The organism is Streptococcus sp. FDAARGOS_192 (genome assembly GCF_002073815.2).
In the GTDB taxonomy this organism is placed as follows: Bacteria; Bacillota; Bacilli; order Lactobacillales; family Streptococcaceae; genus Streptococcus; species Streptococcus salivarius_H.
This window is the reverse complement of sequence record NZ_CP020431.2, coordinates 1,517,001-1,533,804: the sequence shown is the minus strand read 5'-3', so window position 1 is coordinate 1,533,804 and position 16,804 is coordinate 1,517,001. Positions and strand designations below refer to the sequence as shown.

The following is a 16,804-nucleotide window of genomic DNA, read 5'->3' as shown; positions in this document are numbered from 1 at the left end:
TACCTATAAAAATCAACGATTTATAACAAAAAATAAAAAAATATGCTAAACGGTTGACATATGGCAGAAAGATGCTAAAATAGTTATCGTAAAGAAAAGCTAAACGCTTTCATACCAAATTTTATTAAGGAGAATTTTGCAAATGGATAACAAACAAATTGCAAAAGAAGTCATCGATGCCCTCGGTGGACGTGAAAACGTCAACAGTGTTGCTCACTGTGCGACTCGTCTACGTGTGATGGTCAAAGATGAAAACAAAATCAATAAAGAAAAGGCTGAGAACATTGAAAAAGTTCAAGGTGCTTTCTTTAACTCAGGTCAATACCAAATGATTTTTGGTACAGGTACTGTTAACAAGATTTACGACGAAGTCGTTGCTCAAGGTCTTCCAACAGCATCTAAAGACGAGCAAAAAGCAGAAGCTGCTAAACAAGGGAACTGGTTCCAACGTGCTATCCGTTCATTCGGTGACGTTTTCGTTCCATTGCTTCCAGCTATCGTAGCGACTGGTCTTTTCATGGGTATCCGTGGAGCAATCAATAACGATACAGTTCTTGGTTTGTTCGGTACAACATCTAAAGCTTTTGCTGCTACAGATTTCTATACTTACACAGTTGTATTGACAGATACAGCCTTCGCTTTCTTCCCAGCTTTGATTTGTTGGTCAGCCTTTAACGTCTTTGGTGGTTCACCACTTCTTGGTTTGGTTCTTGGTTTGATGATGGTTAATAACGCCCTTCCAAATGCTTGGGACGTTGCATCAGGTGCAGCTAAACCAATCTACTTCTTTGATTTTATTCCTGTAGTAGGTTACCAAAACTCAGTTCTTCCAGCCTTCTTCGTAGGTTTGCTAGGTGCTAAGTTTGAGCAATGGGTTCGTAAATGGGTTCCAGACGTTCTTGACCTACTCTTGCGTCCACTTATCGTCTTCGCTGTAATGTCAGCTTTGGCCCTCTTTATTATTGGTCCTGTCTTCCATACTGTTGAAAGCTATGTTCTTGCTGCTACAGAATGGATTCTTAACTTGCCATTTGGTCTTGCTGGTCTTGTTATTGGTGGTGTTCACCAAGTTATCGTCGTTACAGGGGTTCACCACGTCTTCAACTTGCTTGAAGCTAACCTTATTGCTAATACTGGTAAAGACCCACTTAACGCAATCATCACAGCTGCTATGACTGCACAAGCTGGTGCGACACTTGCAGTTGGTGTAAAAACTAAAGATGCTAAATTGAAAGCACTTGCTTTCCCTGCAACTCTTTCAGCGGTACTTGGTATCACTGAACCAGCTATCTTCGGGGTTAACCTTCGTTTCGGTAAACCATTTATCATGGGTCTTATCGCCGGTGCTGCTGGTGGTTGGTTGGCATCAATCCTTAACCTTGCTGGTACAGGATTTGGTGTAACAATCGTTCCTGGTACACTTCTTTACCTTAACGGTCAAGTACTTAAATATGTTCTTATGGTACTTGTCACTCTTGCTCTTGGTTTCGTTCTTACTTGGATTTTCGGTTACAAAGAGGAAGAAGTTGAAGCTCAAAAAGAAGTTGTTGCTGAAGATATTGCATCTGCAGAATCAGCTCCAGTTGCATTGCAAGCTGAAACAATCGCTGCACCACTTAAAGGTGAAGTTGTAGCTTTGGAAAATGTTAATGACCCAGTCTTCTCATCAGGAGCTATGGGTAAAGGTGCCGCTATCAAACCTTCAGGTAACCAAGTAGTCGCACCATTTGATGGTGAAGTGCAAATCGCCTTCCCAACAGGTCACGCTTACGGTCTTAAATCTGATAAAGGTGCTGAAGTGCTTATCCACATCGGTATCGACACTGTCTCACTTGACGGTAAAGGATTTGATGCTAAAGTTCAAGCAAATCAACGTATTAAAAAAGGTGATGTCTTGGCTACCTTCGATAGCTCAGTAATCACTGAAGCAGGTCTTGACGATACAACTATGGTTATCGTTACAAACACTGCAGACTTCGAAGATGTTTCATCAGTAGCGACTGGTTCAGTTGCTGAAGGTGCAGACTTCATCGCAGTTAAATAATAAGCTAGAAAAGTCGAAGCCAATTCGGCTTTTTTAGTTAAATGGCTCATAAAGAAAAGTATGAAGCAGAGTAGTCTGTACCTCCTCAAACAAGGTCTCATTTAGATTGTCTTTTGCCTAGCTTTTCTTTATAATAGTATAAATAGTTATTATTGATCATAAAAGGAGATAGCTTTACCTATGGCTAAACTATACGGAAGCTTGGAAGCTGGTGGTACAAAATTTGTTTGTGCTGTCGGTGATGAGAAATTCCAAGTCGTTGAAAAAACTCAATTCCCAACAACTACACCTTATGAAACAATTGATCGTACGATTGAATTTTTCAAACGTTATGAAGACCAATTGGCTGGAATCGCTATTGGTTCATTCGGTCCAATTGATGTTGATCCAAACTCTGAAACATATGGTTTTGTGACTTCAACACCAAAACCACATTGGTCAAATGTCGACCTTCTTGGTTTGATTGCTAAAGAGTTCAATGTTCCTTTCTACTTTACGACTGATGTTAACTCATCTGCTTATGGTGAGACACTTGTTCGTAAAGGTGTTAAGAGCCTTGTTTACTACACTATCGGAACAGGTATCGGAGCTGGAGCTATTCAAAATGGTGAATTCATTGGTGGTATGGGTCATACTGAAGCTGGTCACGTATATGTACCTCTTCACCCAAATGATGTTTCTAATGAATTTAACGGAACTTGTCCATTCCACCGTGGATGTTTGGAAGGTTTGGCTGCTGGACCATCGCTCGAAGCTCGTACAGGTATTCGTGGTGAATTGATTGATCAGCACTCTGAAGTTTGGGATGTCCAAGCTTACTACATTGCTCAAGCGGCTGTCCAAGCAACAGTCCTTTACCGTCCTGAAGTTATCGTCTTTGGTGGCGGTGTTATGGGGCAAGAACACATGCTTCGTCGTGTTCGTGAAAAATTCACAGCTCTTTTGAATGGTTACCTTCCAGTACCAGATGTAAATGAGTATATTGTGACACCTGCTGTTTCAGGTAATGGTTCTGCGACGCTTGGTAACTTCGCACTTGCTAAGGACGTAGCCGACAAGCATGCAAACAAATAAACAAAATATGTAAAGTCGCTTTAAGAGATAATCTTAAGGCGTTTTGCTCTATACAGGAGGAAGTAATGGAACCTTTATTTTTAGATTCACCAATGCATGAGAAAATCTGGGGAGGGGATCGCCTCAAGACAGAGTTTGGTTACGATATTCCCAGTGAACACACTGGTGAATATTGGGCAATTTCTGCCCATCCTAATGGTGTATCTTATGTCAAAAATGGAAAATATGCTGGTTTCCACCTGGCAGAGCTTTACAAGGATAATCCAGAACTTTTTGGGAACCCCAAGACTAGTGTTTTTCCTTTGTTGACCAAGATTTTGGATGCTAATGACTGGCTCTCAGTGCAGGTACACCCTGATGATGCTTATGGACTAGAGCATGAAGGTGAGCTAGGAAAGACAGAATGTTGGTATATTATTGATGCTGAAGAGGGTGCAGAAATTATTTATGGTCACAAGGCTAAGACAAAGGAAGAGCTGGCATCCTTGATTGAAGCAGGTGATTGGGATGGACTTTTGTCGAAAACTCCTGTTAAGAAAGGTGACTTTTTCTTTGTACCAAGTGGTACCATGCATGCTATTGGTCCAGGTATCCTTATCTTAGAGACTCAACAATCTAGTGATACTACTTACCGTGTATATGATTTTGATCGTAGGGATAATCAGGGTAATAAACGTGAACTTCATATTCAACAATCTCTTGATGTCTTGAATCTAGGGAATCCTGAAAATAGTGTCCCAGCAACTGTTAAGACCTTGCAATTAGAGTCGACTTGTTTGACATCAAACTCCTTTTTTACTGTGTATAAATGGAAACTCAGTGGCTTGGTTGACTTCAAGCAATCAGCACCCTATTTGCTTTGTTCCGTACTTTCTGGCAATGGGACCATGACTATCGATTCACGCATTTATTGTCTAAAAAAAGGCGATCACTTCATTCTTCCAAATGATGTAACAGATTGGGAAATTGATGGACAATTGGAGATGATTGTCAGTCACCCTAACGAGGCTTAAGTATGAGTAATGAAAAAGTTTTAGCGGCCCTATTTGAGCGTATTGAAATCAACAAATCCTATTATTTTGAGGGAGCTTATTATCGTCTGAAAGACTATGGCGACCACATTTATGGCTTACAACGGGCAATTCCTGGTATGTGTGGTGAAAAAACAGCTTCCCCTAGCATCAAATTTTACTGGAAAAATGGTGTCTTGGACTATCAATTCTACGTTGATTTTGAAGCTAGTCCTATGATAATGAAGGCCTATAGTAGCACCGACCATGCTTTCTTTGAGCAGGCTTTTGAAAATCTTTTGCATGATTTTGAGGATATTCTAGAGAGCCAAGAAAACTCTGAGAAGTAGGTTTAAAGTATTATTGTCGATATTTTCAGTGAATCTAATAAAAAAGTTTTACTTTATTTGCGAATCCATTGTGAAAGCCCTTAAACTAGGGCTTTTTTCTTTGTCAATCCTTGAGTGATTTCTTGTTTAAAGGGGGCTTTTGTGGTAAAATATGGAGATAAAGACTGTCGAAAGGAAAAAAGATGGCAAATATATTACGCAAAATCATTGAAAATGATAAAGGCGAAATTAAGAAACTAGAAAAAACTGCCAAGAAAGTCGAGAGCTATGCTGATGCAATGGCGGCTCTTTCAGATGAAGAACTTCAGGCAAAAACAGAAGAATTTAAAAAACGATATCAAAACGGAGAAAGCCTAGACCAACTCTTGCCAGAGGCATTTGCAGTTGTTCGTGAAGGGGCAAAACGTGTCCTTGGACTTTTCCCATATCGTGTGCAAATCATGGGTGGTATCGTTCTTCACCATGGTGACGTACCAGAGATGCGTACAGGGGAAGGGAAAACCCTGACTGCGACCATGCCTGTTTACCTAAATGCTATTTCAGGTGAAGGTGTACACGTTATCACCGTTAACGAATACCTTTCAGAGCGTGATGCGACTGAAATGGGTGAGCTCTATAGTTGGCTTGGTTTGTCAGTAGGGATTAACCTTTCAGCCAAATCACCAGCTGAAAAACGTGAAGCTTACAACTGTGACATCACTTACTCAACCAACTCAGAGGTAGGTTTCGACTATCTTCGTGATAACATGGTTGTTCGTAAGGAAAACATGGTACAACGTCCATTGAACTATGCCTTGGTCGATGAGGTTGACTCAGTTCTTATCGACGAAGCTCGTACACCATTGATTGTATCAGGTCCTGTAAGTTCAGAAACTAATCAGTTATATCACCGTGCGGATGCCTTTGTTAAGACCTTGACAGAGGATGATTATGCCATTGATATTCCAACAAAAACGATTGGTTTGAATGACTCAGGTATTGACAAGGCTGAAGAATTCTTTAACTTGGACAACTTGTACGATATTGATAATGTTGCCTTGACTCACTATATTGACAACGCCCTTCGTGCCAACTACATCATGTTGCATGATATTGACTATGTGGTCAGTCCTGAGCAAGAAATTCTTATCGTTGACCAATTTACAGGTCGTACCATGGAAGGACGTCGTTTCTCAGATGGGCTCCACCAAGCCATTGAGGCAAAAGAAGGTGTGCCAGTTCAAGAAGAAACGAAGACATCTGCCTCAATCACTTACCAAAATATGTTCCGTATGTACAAGAAATTGTCAGGGATGACTGGTACTGGTAAAACTGAGGAAGATGAATTCCGTGAAATTTACAACATGCGAATTATTCCGATTCCAACTAACCGTCCAATTCAACGTATTGACCACGATGACCTTCTTTACCCTACCTTGGATGCTAAATTCCGCGCAGTGGTACAAGATGTTAAACGTCGTTATGAAAAGGGACAGCCAGTCCTTGTTGGTACGGTTGCCGTTGAAACATCTGACTTGATTTCTAAGATGTTGGTTGAAGCAGGTATTCCTCATGAAGTGCTTAATGCCAAGAACCACGAAAAAGAAGCGCATATTATCATGAATGCGGGTCAACGTGGTGCCGTTACAATTGCGACCAACATGGCCGGTCGTGGTACCGACATCAAACTTGGTGAAGGGGTTCTTGACCTTGGTGGACTCTGTGTCATTGGTACAGAGCGTCACGAAAGCCGTCGTATCGATAACCAGTTGCGTGGTCGTGCGGGACGTCAAGGGGACCCAGGAGAATCTCAATTCTATCTTTCACTTGAAGACGAATTGATGCGTCGTTTCGGTTCTGATCGTATCAAACAAGTCTTGGAACGTTTGAATGCTGATGATGAAGATATTGTTATCAAATCACGTATGTTGACACGCCAAGTGGAAGCGGCTCAAAAACGTGTCGAAGGAAATAACTACGATACTCGTAAACAAGTCCTTCAGTACGATGACGTTATGCGTGAACAACGTGAAATCATCTACGCTGAGCGTTATGATGTTATCACAGCGGAACGTGACCTTGAACCTGAGATTAAGGCTATGATTAAGCGTACGATTAACCGTACGGTAGATGGTCACAGCCGCAATGATCAAGAGGAAGCTCTTAAAGGTATCTTGAACTTTGCTCGTCAGGCCTTGGTTCCTGAGAATGCCATCTCACTTGAAGATTTACAAGAAGTGGGAGAGGTAACGAAACGTAGTGTTAATTATGACGCTATTAAAGTTTACTTGAATGAGTTAGCAGATGATGTTTATGCTCGTCAAATCAAGAAATTGCGTTCAGAGGAAGCTATCCGTGAATTCCAAAAAGTCTTGATTTTGATGGTTGTTGATAACAAGTGGACGGACCACATCGATGCTCTAGATCAATTACGTAATGCCGTTGGTTTGCGTGGTTATGCACAAAACAACCCAATCGTTGAGTATCAATCTGAAGGGTTCAAGATGTTCCAAGATATGATTGGGGCAATTGAATATGATGTGACACGTACAATGATGAAAGCACAAATTCATGAACAATCTCGTGAAAATGTGAATGAACGTGTTTCGACAACAGCAACAGGCAATATTCAGGCCCACCAAGCAGATGCTAATGGTCAAGAAATTGACTTTAGTAAGGTTGGTCGTAATGACTTCTGTCCATGTGGCTCTGGTAAGAAATTTAAAAATTGTCACGGTCGTAAACAATTTTAGGAAAAAATAGGTAATTATTATGGTTTTTAAAGCAGTAAGTGAAAAAATTGATTTTGATGCAGTTAAAGAATCAACGACATTAACAGGTGAAGCCCTTGCCAAGAAACAAGCTCGTGATAAAGAGCTTGAAGCAATCATCAAGGGTGAAGATGACCGTACGCTTTTGGTTATCGGTCCATGTTCATCTGATAATGAAGAAGCTGTTCTTGATTATGCTCACCGTTTGGCTAAACTTCAAGAAGAAGTTAAAGATAAAGTCTTTATGGTTATGCGTGTCTATACAGCTAAACCTCGTACAAATGGTGATGGCTATAAAGGACTTGTACACCAACCTGATGCTGAAGGGAAACCAAACCTAATTAACGGTATCAAGGCTGTGCGTAATCTTCACTACCGTGTTATCACTGAAACTGGTATCACAACTGCTGATGAAATGCTTTACCCAGAAAACCTTCCTTTGGTAGATGACCTTGTGTCATACATTGCCGTTGGTGCACGTTCTGTAGAAGACCAACAACACCGTTTTGTTGCGTCAGGTATTGATGTTCCAACTGGTATGAAGAACCCAACATCAGGGAACCTTAACGTCATGTTTAATGGTATCTACGCCGCACAAAACAAACAAAACTTCCTCTTTAACGGTGAAGAAGTTGAAACTCCAGGGAACGCATTGGCACACGTTATTCTTCGTGGTTCAACGAATGAATATGGTAAAAACGTGCCTAACTTCTACTATGATGATGTTCTTGAAACAATCGAACACTATGAACAAATGGGCCTTGAAAATCCATTCATCGTTATTGATACAAACCATGATAACTCAGGTAAACGTTACTTGGAACAAATCCGTATCGTTCGTCAAACCTTGATTAACCGTGATTGGAATGAAAAAATCAACAAAGTGGCACGTGGTTTCATGATTGAATCTTACCTTGAAGATGGCCGTCAAGATGCGCCAGATGTCTATGGTAAATCAATCACTGACCCATGTCTTGGTTGGGATAAGACAGAAGAATTGATTCGTGAAATCCACGATACTTTGTCAAAATAATAAGGTAACAGAAACCATATATGGGGAGTGAACCGTTTGGATGACCAAGCGGTTCGCTCTCTTTTCACAAAGAGAGGGAAATAGATGGGAATTCATCAAAATAGTCCGCTGATTGATGTAGCGGAAGTAAGGAAATTGCATGCTCTTACGGGAGACGCACTAGTAACTAAACAGGCTAATGATGAGGCCTTGGCAAAAATTATCAAGGGTGAGGACAAACGTATTCTCTTGGTTATTGGTCCATGTTCATCTGATAATGAAGAAGCCGTTCTTGACTATGCTCACCGTTTGGCCAAACTTCAGGAAGAAGTGAAGGACAAAATCTTTATTGTTATGCGTGTTTATACAGCTAAACCACGTACTAATGGGGACGGTTATAAGGGGCTTATCCACCAGCCAGATGCAGAGGGTGATGTAGACCTTCTTGCTGGGGTTAAGGCGGTTCGCCACCTTCAGTCACGTATTATTACTGAAACAGGCCTCCCAATCGCTGATGAGATGCTTTATCCGTCAAATCTTTCCTTCTTTGATGATTTGCTTAGCTACCACGCTGTTGGAGCACGTTCGGTTGAGGACCAAGAACACCGCTTTGTAGCTTCAGGTATTGATGTGCCAATTGGTTTGAAGAACCCAACGTCAGGGAATTTGAATGTCATGTTTAATGGTATCTATGCTGCGCAGAACCAACAGCATTTCCTTTACAATGGCGCTGAAGTTAAAACAGATGGTAACCCACTCGCTCACGCTATCTTGCGTGGTGCCAACAATGAAAATAGTCAGAACATTGTCAACTACCATTTCGAAGACTTGGTTAAGGCTTTGGACAAGTATAGTGCATTTAATTTGGAAAACCCATTTATTCTTGTTGATACAAACCATGATAACTCTGGTAAAAACTTCATGGAACAAGTTCGCATTGTGCGTGAAGTCCTTCTTAACCGTGAGTGGGATGAGCGTATCGCGGATACCGTGCGTGGCTTTATGATTGAGTCTTACCTTGAGGATGGTCGTCAAGACACACCTGAAGTTTACGGTAAATCAATCACAGATCCATGTCTTGGTTGGGATAAGACAGATAGTCTTATTCGTGAAATCCACAATCGACTTTCGTAACAATTATGATTTTTGGACATGGTATAGACTTGCAGGAAATTTCAGCTGTTAAAAAGGCTTATGACCGCAATCCACGTTTTGCAAAAAAGGTATTGACACCAAAAGAGTGGGAGCGTTTTGAATCCCTTTCTGGCAATCGTCAGATATCCTATTTAGCAGGTCGCTGGGCCGGTAAGGAAGCATTTTCAAAGGCCTGGGGTACAGGTATTGGAGCAGTCGGCTTTAAGGATATTGAAATTTTGACCAATGACAAGGGCGCGCCAGTGGTGACCCAGTCGCCTTTTGAAGGCAATGTCTTCATCTCGATTTCTCATAGCGGTGATTTTGTTCAGGCAAGTGTCATTTTAGAAAAAAACTAAGAGATAGATGTTGGAAGAGGATAGCTTATGATTTCAAGTTTACATCGACCAACCTTGGCAAAGGTTGATCTATCAGCAATTTCAGAAAATATTGAACAAGTGGTTAGTCACATTCCTAAAAAGGTGCAGACTTTTGCAGTTGTTAAGGCCAACGCTTATGGTCATGGGGCTGTTGCGGTGGCCAAGCATTTGTCTAAACAGGTAGATGGTTTTTGTGTTTCCAACCTAGACGAGGCACTTGAACTCCGTCAGGCTGGCTTAGAGCAACCGATACTTATTTTAGGAGTCGTCTTGCCAGACGAGGTTCCTTTGGCTATTCAAGAAAACATCACTCTGACGGTAGCTTCGCTTGAGTGGTTGGAAATAGCTAAGAAGCAAGGGCTTGATTTGACTGGTTTGACCTGTCATATTAAGATTGATTCAGGTATGGGACGCATTGGGGTGCGTAGCCAAGGAGATGCAGATAGTTTGATTGCTGGTCTGAAGTCACTTGGTGCGGATGTCGAAGGTATTTTTACCCATTTTGCAACAGCTGATGAGGCAGATGATAGTAAATTCAAGCGTCAATTGGCCTTCTTCACGGATTTGGTTAATAACTTGGTGGACCGCCCTCGCTTGGTACATGCTAGCAACTCTGCGACAAGTATCTGGCATGCAGAAACAGTCTTTAATGCGGTACGTCTAGGTGTCGTCATCTATGGTCTCAATCCTAGTGGCAGTGCTTTAGACCTTCCCTATAACATTCGTCCTGCTTTAAGCTTGGAGACAGCACTTGTTCATGTTAAGACCCTGCCAGCAGGTCAAGATGTGGGTTATGGTGCAACGTATACGACGACAGCTGATGAGGTTATTGGAACCATTCCGATTGGCTATGCGGATGGTTGGACCAGAGATTTACAAGGTTTCCACGTTGTTGTGGATGGCCAGCTTTGTCCTATTGTTGGGCGTGTGTCTATGGACCAGATCACTGTTCGACTTCCTAAGGTTTATCCCCTAGGAACTCCTGTCACTCTTATGGGGGAAAATGGGGGAGCAAGCATCACTGCGACAGAGGTGGCTGAAAAACGTGGCACTATCAACTACGAAGTCCTTTGTTTGCTTAGTGATCGTGTACCTCGTAGCTATGACTAATATAAATAAAGAGAAATCCAGTTTGATACTGGATTTTTTGATTTTAGTGAAGACCATTTTCATGTGTTATAATAGCTGATAAGGCTTCCTCTTTCACGAGGAGAAGAACACGATAGAAATGATAGAGGATATGATTCGACTAGATTCACCAATTGCGGATTTGAAAGGTTTTGGTCCTAAGTCCGCTGAAAAATTTACCAAATTAGATTTGCACACGGTTGGGGACCTCTTGCTTTATTTTCCTTTCCGATATGAAGATTTTAAGAGTAAGTCTATCTTTGAACTGATGGATGGCGAAAAGGCTGTTATTACGGGAACGGTGGTGACCCCTGCTAATGTGCAATATTATGGCTTTAAACGTAATCGTCTGAGTTTTAAAATCAAGCAAGGAGAAGCAGTGATTGCCATTAGTTTCTTCAACCAGCCTTATCTTGTAGACAAGATTGAGATGGGGGCAGAAGTGGCTATTTTTGGCAAATGGGACCAGAAGAAGTCTGCAGTGACTGGCATGAAAGTCTTGGCTCAAGTTGAGGACGATATGCAGCCAGTCTATCATGTGGCCCAGGGTGTTAGTCAGGCCCAGCTGATAAAGGCTATAAAGGCAGCTTTTGATAGTGGGGCCTTGAATTTGTTGGAGGAGAGTCTCCCACAGGTGCTTATGGACAAGTATCGTCTCATGGGACGCCAAGAGGCTGTGCGTGCCATGCATTTTCCGAAAGATTTGGCTGAATATAAGCAGGCTCTACGTAGGACAAAGTTTGAGGAGCTCTTTTATTTCCAGATGAATTTACAGGTACTGAAGGCTGAGAATAAGTCCGAAACCAATGGTCTAGCAATTGCTTACGATGAAGCTAAAATCAAAGACAAAATTGCAGAATTACCATTTCCCTTGACAGAAGCCCAACAGCGCAGTTTATCGGAAATCCTAGCTGATATGAAATCTGGGGCTCATATGAACCGTCTCTTACAAGGAGATGTGGGCTCAGGGAAAACAGTTATCGCTAGCCTTGCCATGTATGGAGCCTATACGGCAGGCTTGCAGTCTGCCCTCATGGTACCGACGGAAATCTTAGCAGAGCAGCACTATCAAAGTTTACAGGGGCTTTTTCCTGAGCTAGAGGTAGTGCTCCTAACTTCTGGGATGAAGGCGGCGGACAAAAAAGTAGCTCTTTCCAAAATCGAATCTGGGGAGGCTCAGATGATCGTGGGGACTCACTCACTGATTCAGGATGCTGTGACTTATCACAGGCTTGGGCTAGTAATTACTGATGAGCAGCACCGTTTTGGGGTTAATCAACGTCGTATTTTCCGTGAGAAAGGTGACAATCCTGATGTCCTTATGATGACAGCGACACCTATCCCTAGGACCTTGGCGATCACTGCCTTTGGAGAGATGGATGTGTCAATCATTGACCAGATGCCGGCTGGACGTAAGCCCATTATTACCCGTTGGGTTAAACATGAGCAACTAGATACCGTACTGACTTGGATCAAGGGCGAGTTGGACAAAGATGCTCAGGTCTATTTTATTTCACCTCTGATTGAAGAGTCTGAGGCTCTCGATTTGAAAAATGCGGTGGCCCTTCATCAGGAACTCACAGATTTCTTTGGTGATTCAGCTACAGTAGCTCTGATGCACGGTCGCATGAAAAATGATGAAAAAGACCAAATTATGCAAGATTTCAAGGATAAAAAATCTCAGATTTTAGTATCAACTACAGTTATCGAAGTGGGGGTTAACGTGCCAAATGCTACGGTTATGGTCATTATGGATGCCGACCGCTTTGGACTTAGCCAGCTTCACCAACTTCGTGGACGTGTAGGTCGTGGCCATAAGCAGTCCTACTGTGTTTTAGTGGCTAATCCTAAAAATGATACCGGGAAAAAACGCATGCAGGCCATGTGTGAGACTACGGATGGTTTTGTTCTAGCAGAAGAGGACCTTAAAATGCGTGGTTCAGGAGAAATCTTTGGAACACGTCAGTCAGGAATTCCTGAATTTCAAGTGGCTGATATTGTGGAAGACTATAATATCCTAGAAGAAGCAAGGCGTGTGGCCAGCCAAATTGTATCTGACCCTAACTGGCGCGAGAATCCTGATTGGCAGGTGCTAGGAGCTCATTTGAGAAGCCAAGGCGAGTTTGATTGAGGAGGGAACCCATGAAAAAGAAACGGTTAAAAATCGATTTTTTTGCTATCTTGCATCCCTTATTTCTTATGATGTTAGGTCTCCTGTTTTATTTTTTCGCCTTCATCTTGATTTGGTTTATTACCGAATTGGCAAAGCTGATAGAAGGAAAGACGGACTTTCATACCCTATATTTTTATTCACTTCTTATCTCTCTAGCTTGTTCGATATTACTGATTATGTACGTCGCGGGTTTTATAGCTCAGCTGATTATACATATACAGCATCAAAAGGAAAGGACGCTTTTGCCGGTCTGGTGTATGCTTACGGCTGTACTGATGCTTGTGCCCCTATTCGAAGATTTTAGTATCTTAGGCTCGTCCTGGAATTTTAAAGGGTATTTTCTTTCCATAGTTGCTTACATTGCCTATCTCTTTACAAAGCTACCCAAGGTTATTGAAAGTTACCGCTATCATGCGACAATTCGCTATGCCGTTTGGGTGGCTCTGGTCTTGGGGAATCTTTTATCCATGCTTTAGACAGAAAAACTCTCAGTAAACTTACTGAGAGTTTTAAGTTTCCTTCAAGCTTATTACAAGCTTTCTTTAAGTTAGGACACCTATAATAAAACCATCAAAACGAGATAGGTTTTGATAATAAAACGTTTTGGCTTAGCCAAACCATTCCTACGAAGGAGGACAAAACAATGACAGTAAAAATTAAAGTAACCTACAACCGAAATTTCCAGAAGCATCCTCAAGACTTTAAGGTTTATCAAAACTAGTATTGATGCTAGGAAGAGGCTAAATTTACCCATATTCTACAACTTTCATCCCTCATTTTCCAAAATCCCTTTTTTCCTTTTTTTCATAACGTAGAATCCCTCTTCTTAAACTCATAAAAAGTCTAGACGGAAGCATGACCAGTCTAGGCGATTAACATAAGTAAGCTAACCAGTTGAGATTTTCTTGACTGGTTTTTATTTTTTGAATTTTAGATAAAAAATATCGAAAAACGATAAAAATGTGTTGACAAGGAGAAATAAAGAGTGTAATATATAATTATCGATAAACGATAATAAGTTTTCGATAAAGATAATCTTATTCGCGAAAAAGAGAAATTATATACCAAAAACTATTTAATAAAGGAAATACTTATCATGAAAACACTTAAATCAATCATCAACGCAGTTCTTATTCTTCTTATGGCAATCTACGGTCTTGCAATGCTTGCTTTACTTATCCTTCCTTTTGTTGATGTGACTAATCTTTTCCCAGGTGCTGAGGTTCATTACCTTTCTGGATGGGGTTACTGGCTTGTATCAGAGTTACAATTTGCCTTCTATCTTGCCTTGATTTGTCTCCTTCGTAAAGAGTTTAAAGACTTTACTTGGAAGGCATTTTGGACAGAAGATTTTTCTCTCTTCTTGAAAAAGGCTGCTCTTCTAACCTTTGTGCCATCAGCCTTGAATATCTTCTTACAGTTGGGAACGACTAATCACCTTGTAGTGGACTTCAGCACATCAGTCTGGCTCCTCTTGGTCTCTCTAGCTTGTGATGCTGTTCGTCTTCGTAAGGGACAAACAGCTGTCAAATAATTGAAGGAATCTTATTTGAAAAGTAGTAAAATCTTATCTATAAACTAGTATTTTATATTGATATTCGATATAATTGATACTGTTAATAGTTAGCTGCTGATTTAGTATAAGGTTAAGGACTCCTAGAGGCACCTTGGCTTTTTCTAGTCTATACTCCCAAAAAATCAAAATGTATTTACAATCGAGGTAACACATGACAACTATCTTATTCTATTTTTTAATCGTCCTAGCCTTGGCTGGCTCTAGTTATTATGGTTGGAAATCGGCTAAAAGTGCTAAAAATCGTCAGGAAACGCAAGAACAAAAACGACTTCGTAGTGTTCTCTTGTTCGTTAATGTCCTCCTTTTTGCGGGCTTTTTAAGTCTTGTTATTACCATTCTTAATGACGCCTTTATTCTGACTGGTCATGAAGGACTCTTACAACAAGGTTTGCGTATGCTTCTTGGGTCGGGAGTTACCGTGAAAAGCAAGGGTCCTAGTCTGACGCTTTTTGCAGCAACCATTGATTTCCTTCGTATGGTAGTCAACATAGGTTTCTTGTTGTGCCTACGTGCCTTTCTGATTAACCTTTATCGTTCTGATATTTTCATCGCTAAAAATGCCAAGTTGGTTCGTTGGTCAGCGCATTTGCTAGTTCTTGGGGCTTTTATCAATAATGGTATCTTTACATTTGGAACAGGCAACCAGAGTTATAGTTTCTTTAATATCAGTTATTTGCTAGTTAGCTTTGTCCTCTATGCTGTTGCTATGATTTTGACTAAGGCTAATGCCATTGCTGAGGAAAATGAGTATACGATTTAGGAGGGGCTTATGATTATTGTCAATTTGGACGTTGAACTTGCCAAGAAGAAGATGCGCTCGGGTGAGCTGGCAGAACGGATTGGTATTACCCCAGCCAATCTCTCGGTTCTTAAGACAGGCAAGGCCAAGGCAATCCGTTTTACAACACTGGACGCTATTTGTAAAGAGTTAGATTGCCAACCAGGAGATATTCTTGAATATAGACCTGACGAAGAAAACTAAAAGCCTGAAGCATTTCAGTCACCTTTCTGGTGACCATGCTTCAAGCTTTTTATTTTTTCTTCAACCATGCGACCAGGGCTAGACTGGCTAGCACGGTACCACAGACCATGGCGATATGTGTTTTTGAGATGGTTAGTTCATAGTGGAAATCTTTATTTTCCAATTTATCGGTTGCTTCAATACTAAGTTTCATGTCTTATCCCTCGATATAGTCTTTCAATTCTTGACCTTTGAGTCCGGCACTGAGTGCGATGAGGAGTTTGAGGCGAGCTTTTGGTGCATTGAGTTCTTTAACAAACATTACGCCAGCTTCTTGGAGTTTGCCCCCACCTCCTTCATAGGCGTAGACAGGTTCGGCGATACCGTTGAAGCAGCGGGAAACGAGCACAACAGGGACACCTTTTTCCATAAGCTTTGTGATTTCTCCTGCAGCTAGTGGTGGGAGGTTTCCAGCACCCAGGGCTTCGATGACGACACCGTCAATCTTCTCAGGATCCAGGAGACTGATGATACCATCTCCAATACCCATCCCTGCATAGGCTTTTATGATTGGTACTGTTCCTGTAATTTGTTCCAAATCAAAGCGAACACGAGGCTCAGCAGTTTTGAACCAGAGGATATCATGCTTCATGATGATACCTAGTGGACCATGGGTTGGTGTGTGGAAGGTTGCCACGTTTGTGGTATGGGTCTTAGTCACATACTTGGCTGCATGGATTTCATCATTCATCACGACGAGGATTCCTTTGTCAGCGGCCTTGTCATCACTGGCAACACGTAGGGCTGATAGATAGTTGTAGACCCCGTCGCTTCCTAGCTCGTTTGACGAACGCATGGCACCAGTTAGAACGATTGGAATCTCAGGGACGGCCATGGTATCTAGGAAGTAGGCTGTTTCTTCCAAGGTATCTGTCCCATGAGTGATGACCACACCATCATATTGACCAGCTGTTTCCTTGATTTTTTTGTAAATATCCAGCATGTGGTAGGGTGTGATATGTGGGCTAGGGATATTAAGAAAATCGAGAACGGTTAGTTCTAAATTGTCTAAATCAAGTCCCACATGGTTCATAGGATTATCATCGTTTTGACTGACCTTGCCATCATTATCCGCTGACATGGAAATTGTTCCTCCAGTGTGAAGGACTAGGATTTTTTTTGTCATTTATATTACTCACCATTATATTATAT

At 41.5% G+C, this 16,804-nt stretch carries 16 protein-coding genes; 14 read left to right on the top strand and 2 right to left on the bottom strand.

Going from position 1 to position 16,804, the window contains the following annotated elements; all coding sequences use genetic code 11:
* Positions 1-142 precede the first annotated feature (142 nt).
* The 14 genes from A6J31_RS07815 (at position 143) to A6J31_RS07750 (ending at position 15,613) form a co-directional block, all read left to right on the top strand.
* Positions 143-2,044 (top strand): sucrose-specific PTS transporter subunit IIBC, encoded by a 1,902-nt coding sequence (locus tag A6J31_RS07815; protein ID WP_014635038.1) that lies wholly within the window; start codon positions 143-145, stop codon positions 2,042-2,044.
* A 180-nt stretch (positions 2,045-2,224) separates the two neighbouring features.
* The gene (gene scrK, locus A6J31_RS07810; protein ID WP_002884717.1) at positions 2,225-3,118 is read left to right on the top strand and encodes a fructokinase ScrK; all 894 of its coding nucleotides are present in this window, start codon (positions 2,225-2,227) and stop codon (positions 3,116-3,118) included.
* Between the two features lie 65 nt (positions 3,119-3,183).
* Positions 3,184-4,131, top strand: a complete 948-nt coding sequence (gene manA, locus A6J31_RS07805; RefSeq protein WP_080610886.1) for a mannose-6-phosphate isomerase, class I — start codon at positions 3,184-3,186, stop codon at positions 4,129-4,131.
* Positions 4,132-4,133: 2 nt separating this feature from the next.
* Positions 4,134-4,478 carry a hypothetical protein gene (locus tag A6J31_RS07800; RefSeq protein WP_014632612.1) on the top strand — a complete coding sequence of 115 codons (345 nt, stop codon included), beginning with the start codon at positions 4,134-4,136 and terminating at the stop codon, positions 4,476-4,478.
* Positions 4,479-4,660: 182 nt separating this feature from the next.
* Entirely contained in the window at positions 4,661-7,210 is a 2,550-nt protein-coding gene (secA, locus tag A6J31_RS07795) for a preprotein translocase subunit SecA (RefSeq protein ID WP_070575338.1), read from the top strand.
* A gap of 19 nt (positions 7,211-7,229) precedes the next feature.
* Entirely contained in the window at positions 7,230-8,261 is a 1,032-nt protein-coding gene (locus A6J31_RS07790; protein ID WP_070437947.1) for a 3-deoxy-7-phosphoheptulonate synthase, read from the top strand.
* Between the two features lie 84 nt (positions 8,262-8,345).
* Positions 8,346-9,374, top strand: a complete 1,029-nt coding sequence (locus tag A6J31_RS07785) for a 3-deoxy-7-phosphoheptulonate synthase (RefSeq protein ID WP_080610884.1) — start codon at positions 8,346-8,348, stop codon at positions 9,372-9,374.
* Positions 9,375-9,379: 5 nt separating this feature from the next.
* Entirely contained in the window at positions 9,380-9,733 is a 354-nt protein-coding gene (acpS, locus tag A6J31_RS07780) for a holo-ACP synthase (RefSeq protein WP_014635032.1), read from the top strand.
* Between the two features lie 27 nt (positions 9,734-9,760).
* Positions 9,761-10,864 carry an alanine racemase gene (gene alr / locus A6J31_RS07775; protein WP_080610882.1) on the top strand — a complete coding sequence of 368 codons (1,104 nt, stop codon included), beginning with the start codon at positions 9,761-9,763 and terminating at the stop codon, positions 10,862-10,864.
* A 130-nt stretch (positions 10,865-10,994) separates the two neighbouring features.
* Positions 10,995-13,013, top strand: coding sequence for an ATP-dependent DNA helicase RecG (gene recG / locus A6J31_RS07770; RefSeq protein ID WP_080611244.1), 2,019 nt, complete (start codon positions 10,995-10,997; stop codon positions 13,011-13,013).
* Between the two features lie 11 nt (positions 13,014-13,024).
* Positions 13,025-13,531 (top strand): hypothetical protein, encoded by a 507-nt coding sequence (locus tag A6J31_RS07765; protein WP_080610880.1) that lies wholly within the window; start codon positions 13,025-13,027, stop codon positions 13,529-13,531.
* A 620-nt stretch (positions 13,532-14,151) separates the two neighbouring features.
* Positions 14,152-14,589 carry a hypothetical protein gene (locus tag A6J31_RS07760; RefSeq protein WP_060971687.1) on the top strand — a complete coding sequence of 146 codons (438 nt, stop codon included), beginning with the start codon at positions 14,152-14,154 and terminating at the stop codon, positions 14,587-14,589.
* Between the two features lie 193 nt (positions 14,590-14,782).
* Positions 14,783-15,391, top strand: coding sequence for a DUF2975 domain-containing protein (locus tag A6J31_RS07755; protein ID WP_080610878.1), 609 nt, complete (start codon positions 14,783-14,785; stop codon positions 15,389-15,391).
* Positions 15,392-15,400: 9 nt separating this feature from the next.
* Positions 15,401-15,613: a helix-turn-helix domain-containing protein gene (locus tag A6J31_RS07750; protein ID WP_002884695.1), complete on the top strand. Its 213-nt coding sequence runs from the start codon at positions 15,401-15,403 to the stop codon at positions 15,611-15,613.
* Between the two features lie 49 nt (positions 15,614-15,662).
* Here the strand turns inward: A6J31_RS07750 and A6J31_RS11535 are convergent, their stop codons facing one another.
* Positions 15,663-15,806, bottom strand: a complete 144-nt coding sequence (locus tag A6J31_RS11535) for a hypothetical protein (protein ID WP_171966960.1) — start codon at positions 15,804-15,806, stop codon at positions 15,663-15,665.
* A gap of 3 nt (positions 15,807-15,809) precedes the next feature.
* Positions 15,810-16,778: an asparaginase gene (locus A6J31_RS07745; RefSeq protein WP_080610876.1), complete on the bottom strand. Its 969-nt coding sequence runs from the start codon at positions 16,776-16,778 to the stop codon at positions 15,810-15,812.
* Positions 16,779-16,804: the final 26 nt, after the last annotated feature.

What these genes read in the sequence shown, in the direction of transcription:
- A6J31_RS07765 (WP_080610880.1), top strand. Translation starts at nt 13,025, where the DNA reads ATGAAAAAGAAACGGTTAAAAATCGATTTTTTTGCTATCTTGCATCCC.
- recG (WP_080611244.1), top strand. Translation starts at nt 10,995, where the DNA reads ATGATTCGACTAGATTCACCAATTGCGGATTTGAAAGGTTTTGGTCCT.
- A6J31_RS07790 (WP_070437947.1), top strand. Translation starts at nt 7,230, where the DNA reads ATGGTTTTTAAAGCAGTAAGTGAAAAAATTGATTTTGATGCAGTTAAA.
- scrK (WP_002884717.1), top strand. Translation starts at nt 2,225, where the DNA reads ATGGCTAAACTATACGGAAGCTTGGAAGCTGGTGGTACAAAATTTGTT.
- acpS (WP_014635032.1), top strand. Translation starts at nt 9,380, where the DNA reads ATGATTTTTGGACATGGTATAGACTTGCAGGAAATTTCAGCTGTTAAA.
- manA (WP_080610886.1), top strand. Translation starts at nt 3,184, where the DNA reads ATGGAACCTTTATTTTTAGATTCACCAATGCATGAGAAAATCTGGGGA.
- A6J31_RS07785 (WP_080610884.1), top strand. Translation starts at nt 8,346, where the DNA reads ATGGGAATTCATCAAAATAGTCCGCTGATTGATGTAGCGGAAGTAAGG.
- A6J31_RS11535 (WP_171966960.1), bottom strand. Translation starts at nt 15,806, where the DNA reads ATGAAACTTAGTATTGAAGCAACCGATAAATTGGAAAATAAAGATTTC.
- secA (WP_070575338.1), top strand. Translation starts at nt 4,661, where the DNA reads ATGGCAAATATATTACGCAAAATCATTGAAAATGATAAAGGCGAAATT.
- A6J31_RS07750 (WP_002884695.1), top strand. Translation starts at nt 15,401, where the DNA reads ATGATTATTGTCAATTTGGACGTTGAACTTGCCAAGAAGAAGATGCGC.
- A6J31_RS07745 (WP_080610876.1), bottom strand. Translation starts at nt 16,778, where the DNA reads ATGACAAAAAAAATCCTAGTCCTTCACACTGGAGGAACAATTTCCATG.
- A6J31_RS07815 (WP_014635038.1), top strand. Translation starts at nt 143, where the DNA reads ATGGATAACAAACAAATTGCAAAAGAAGTCATCGATGCCCTCGGTGGA.
- A6J31_RS07760 (WP_060971687.1), top strand. Translation starts at nt 14,152, where the DNA reads ATGAAAACACTTAAATCAATCATCAACGCAGTTCTTATTCTTCTTATG.
- alr (WP_080610882.1), top strand. Translation starts at nt 9,761, where the DNA reads ATGATTTCAAGTTTACATCGACCAACCTTGGCAAAGGTTGATCTATCA.
- A6J31_RS07800 (WP_014632612.1), top strand. Translation starts at nt 4,134, where the DNA reads ATGAGTAATGAAAAAGTTTTAGCGGCCCTATTTGAGCGTATTGAAATC.
- A6J31_RS07755 (WP_080610878.1), top strand. Translation starts at nt 14,783, where the DNA reads ATGACAACTATCTTATTCTATTTTTTAATCGTCCTAGCCTTGGCTGGC.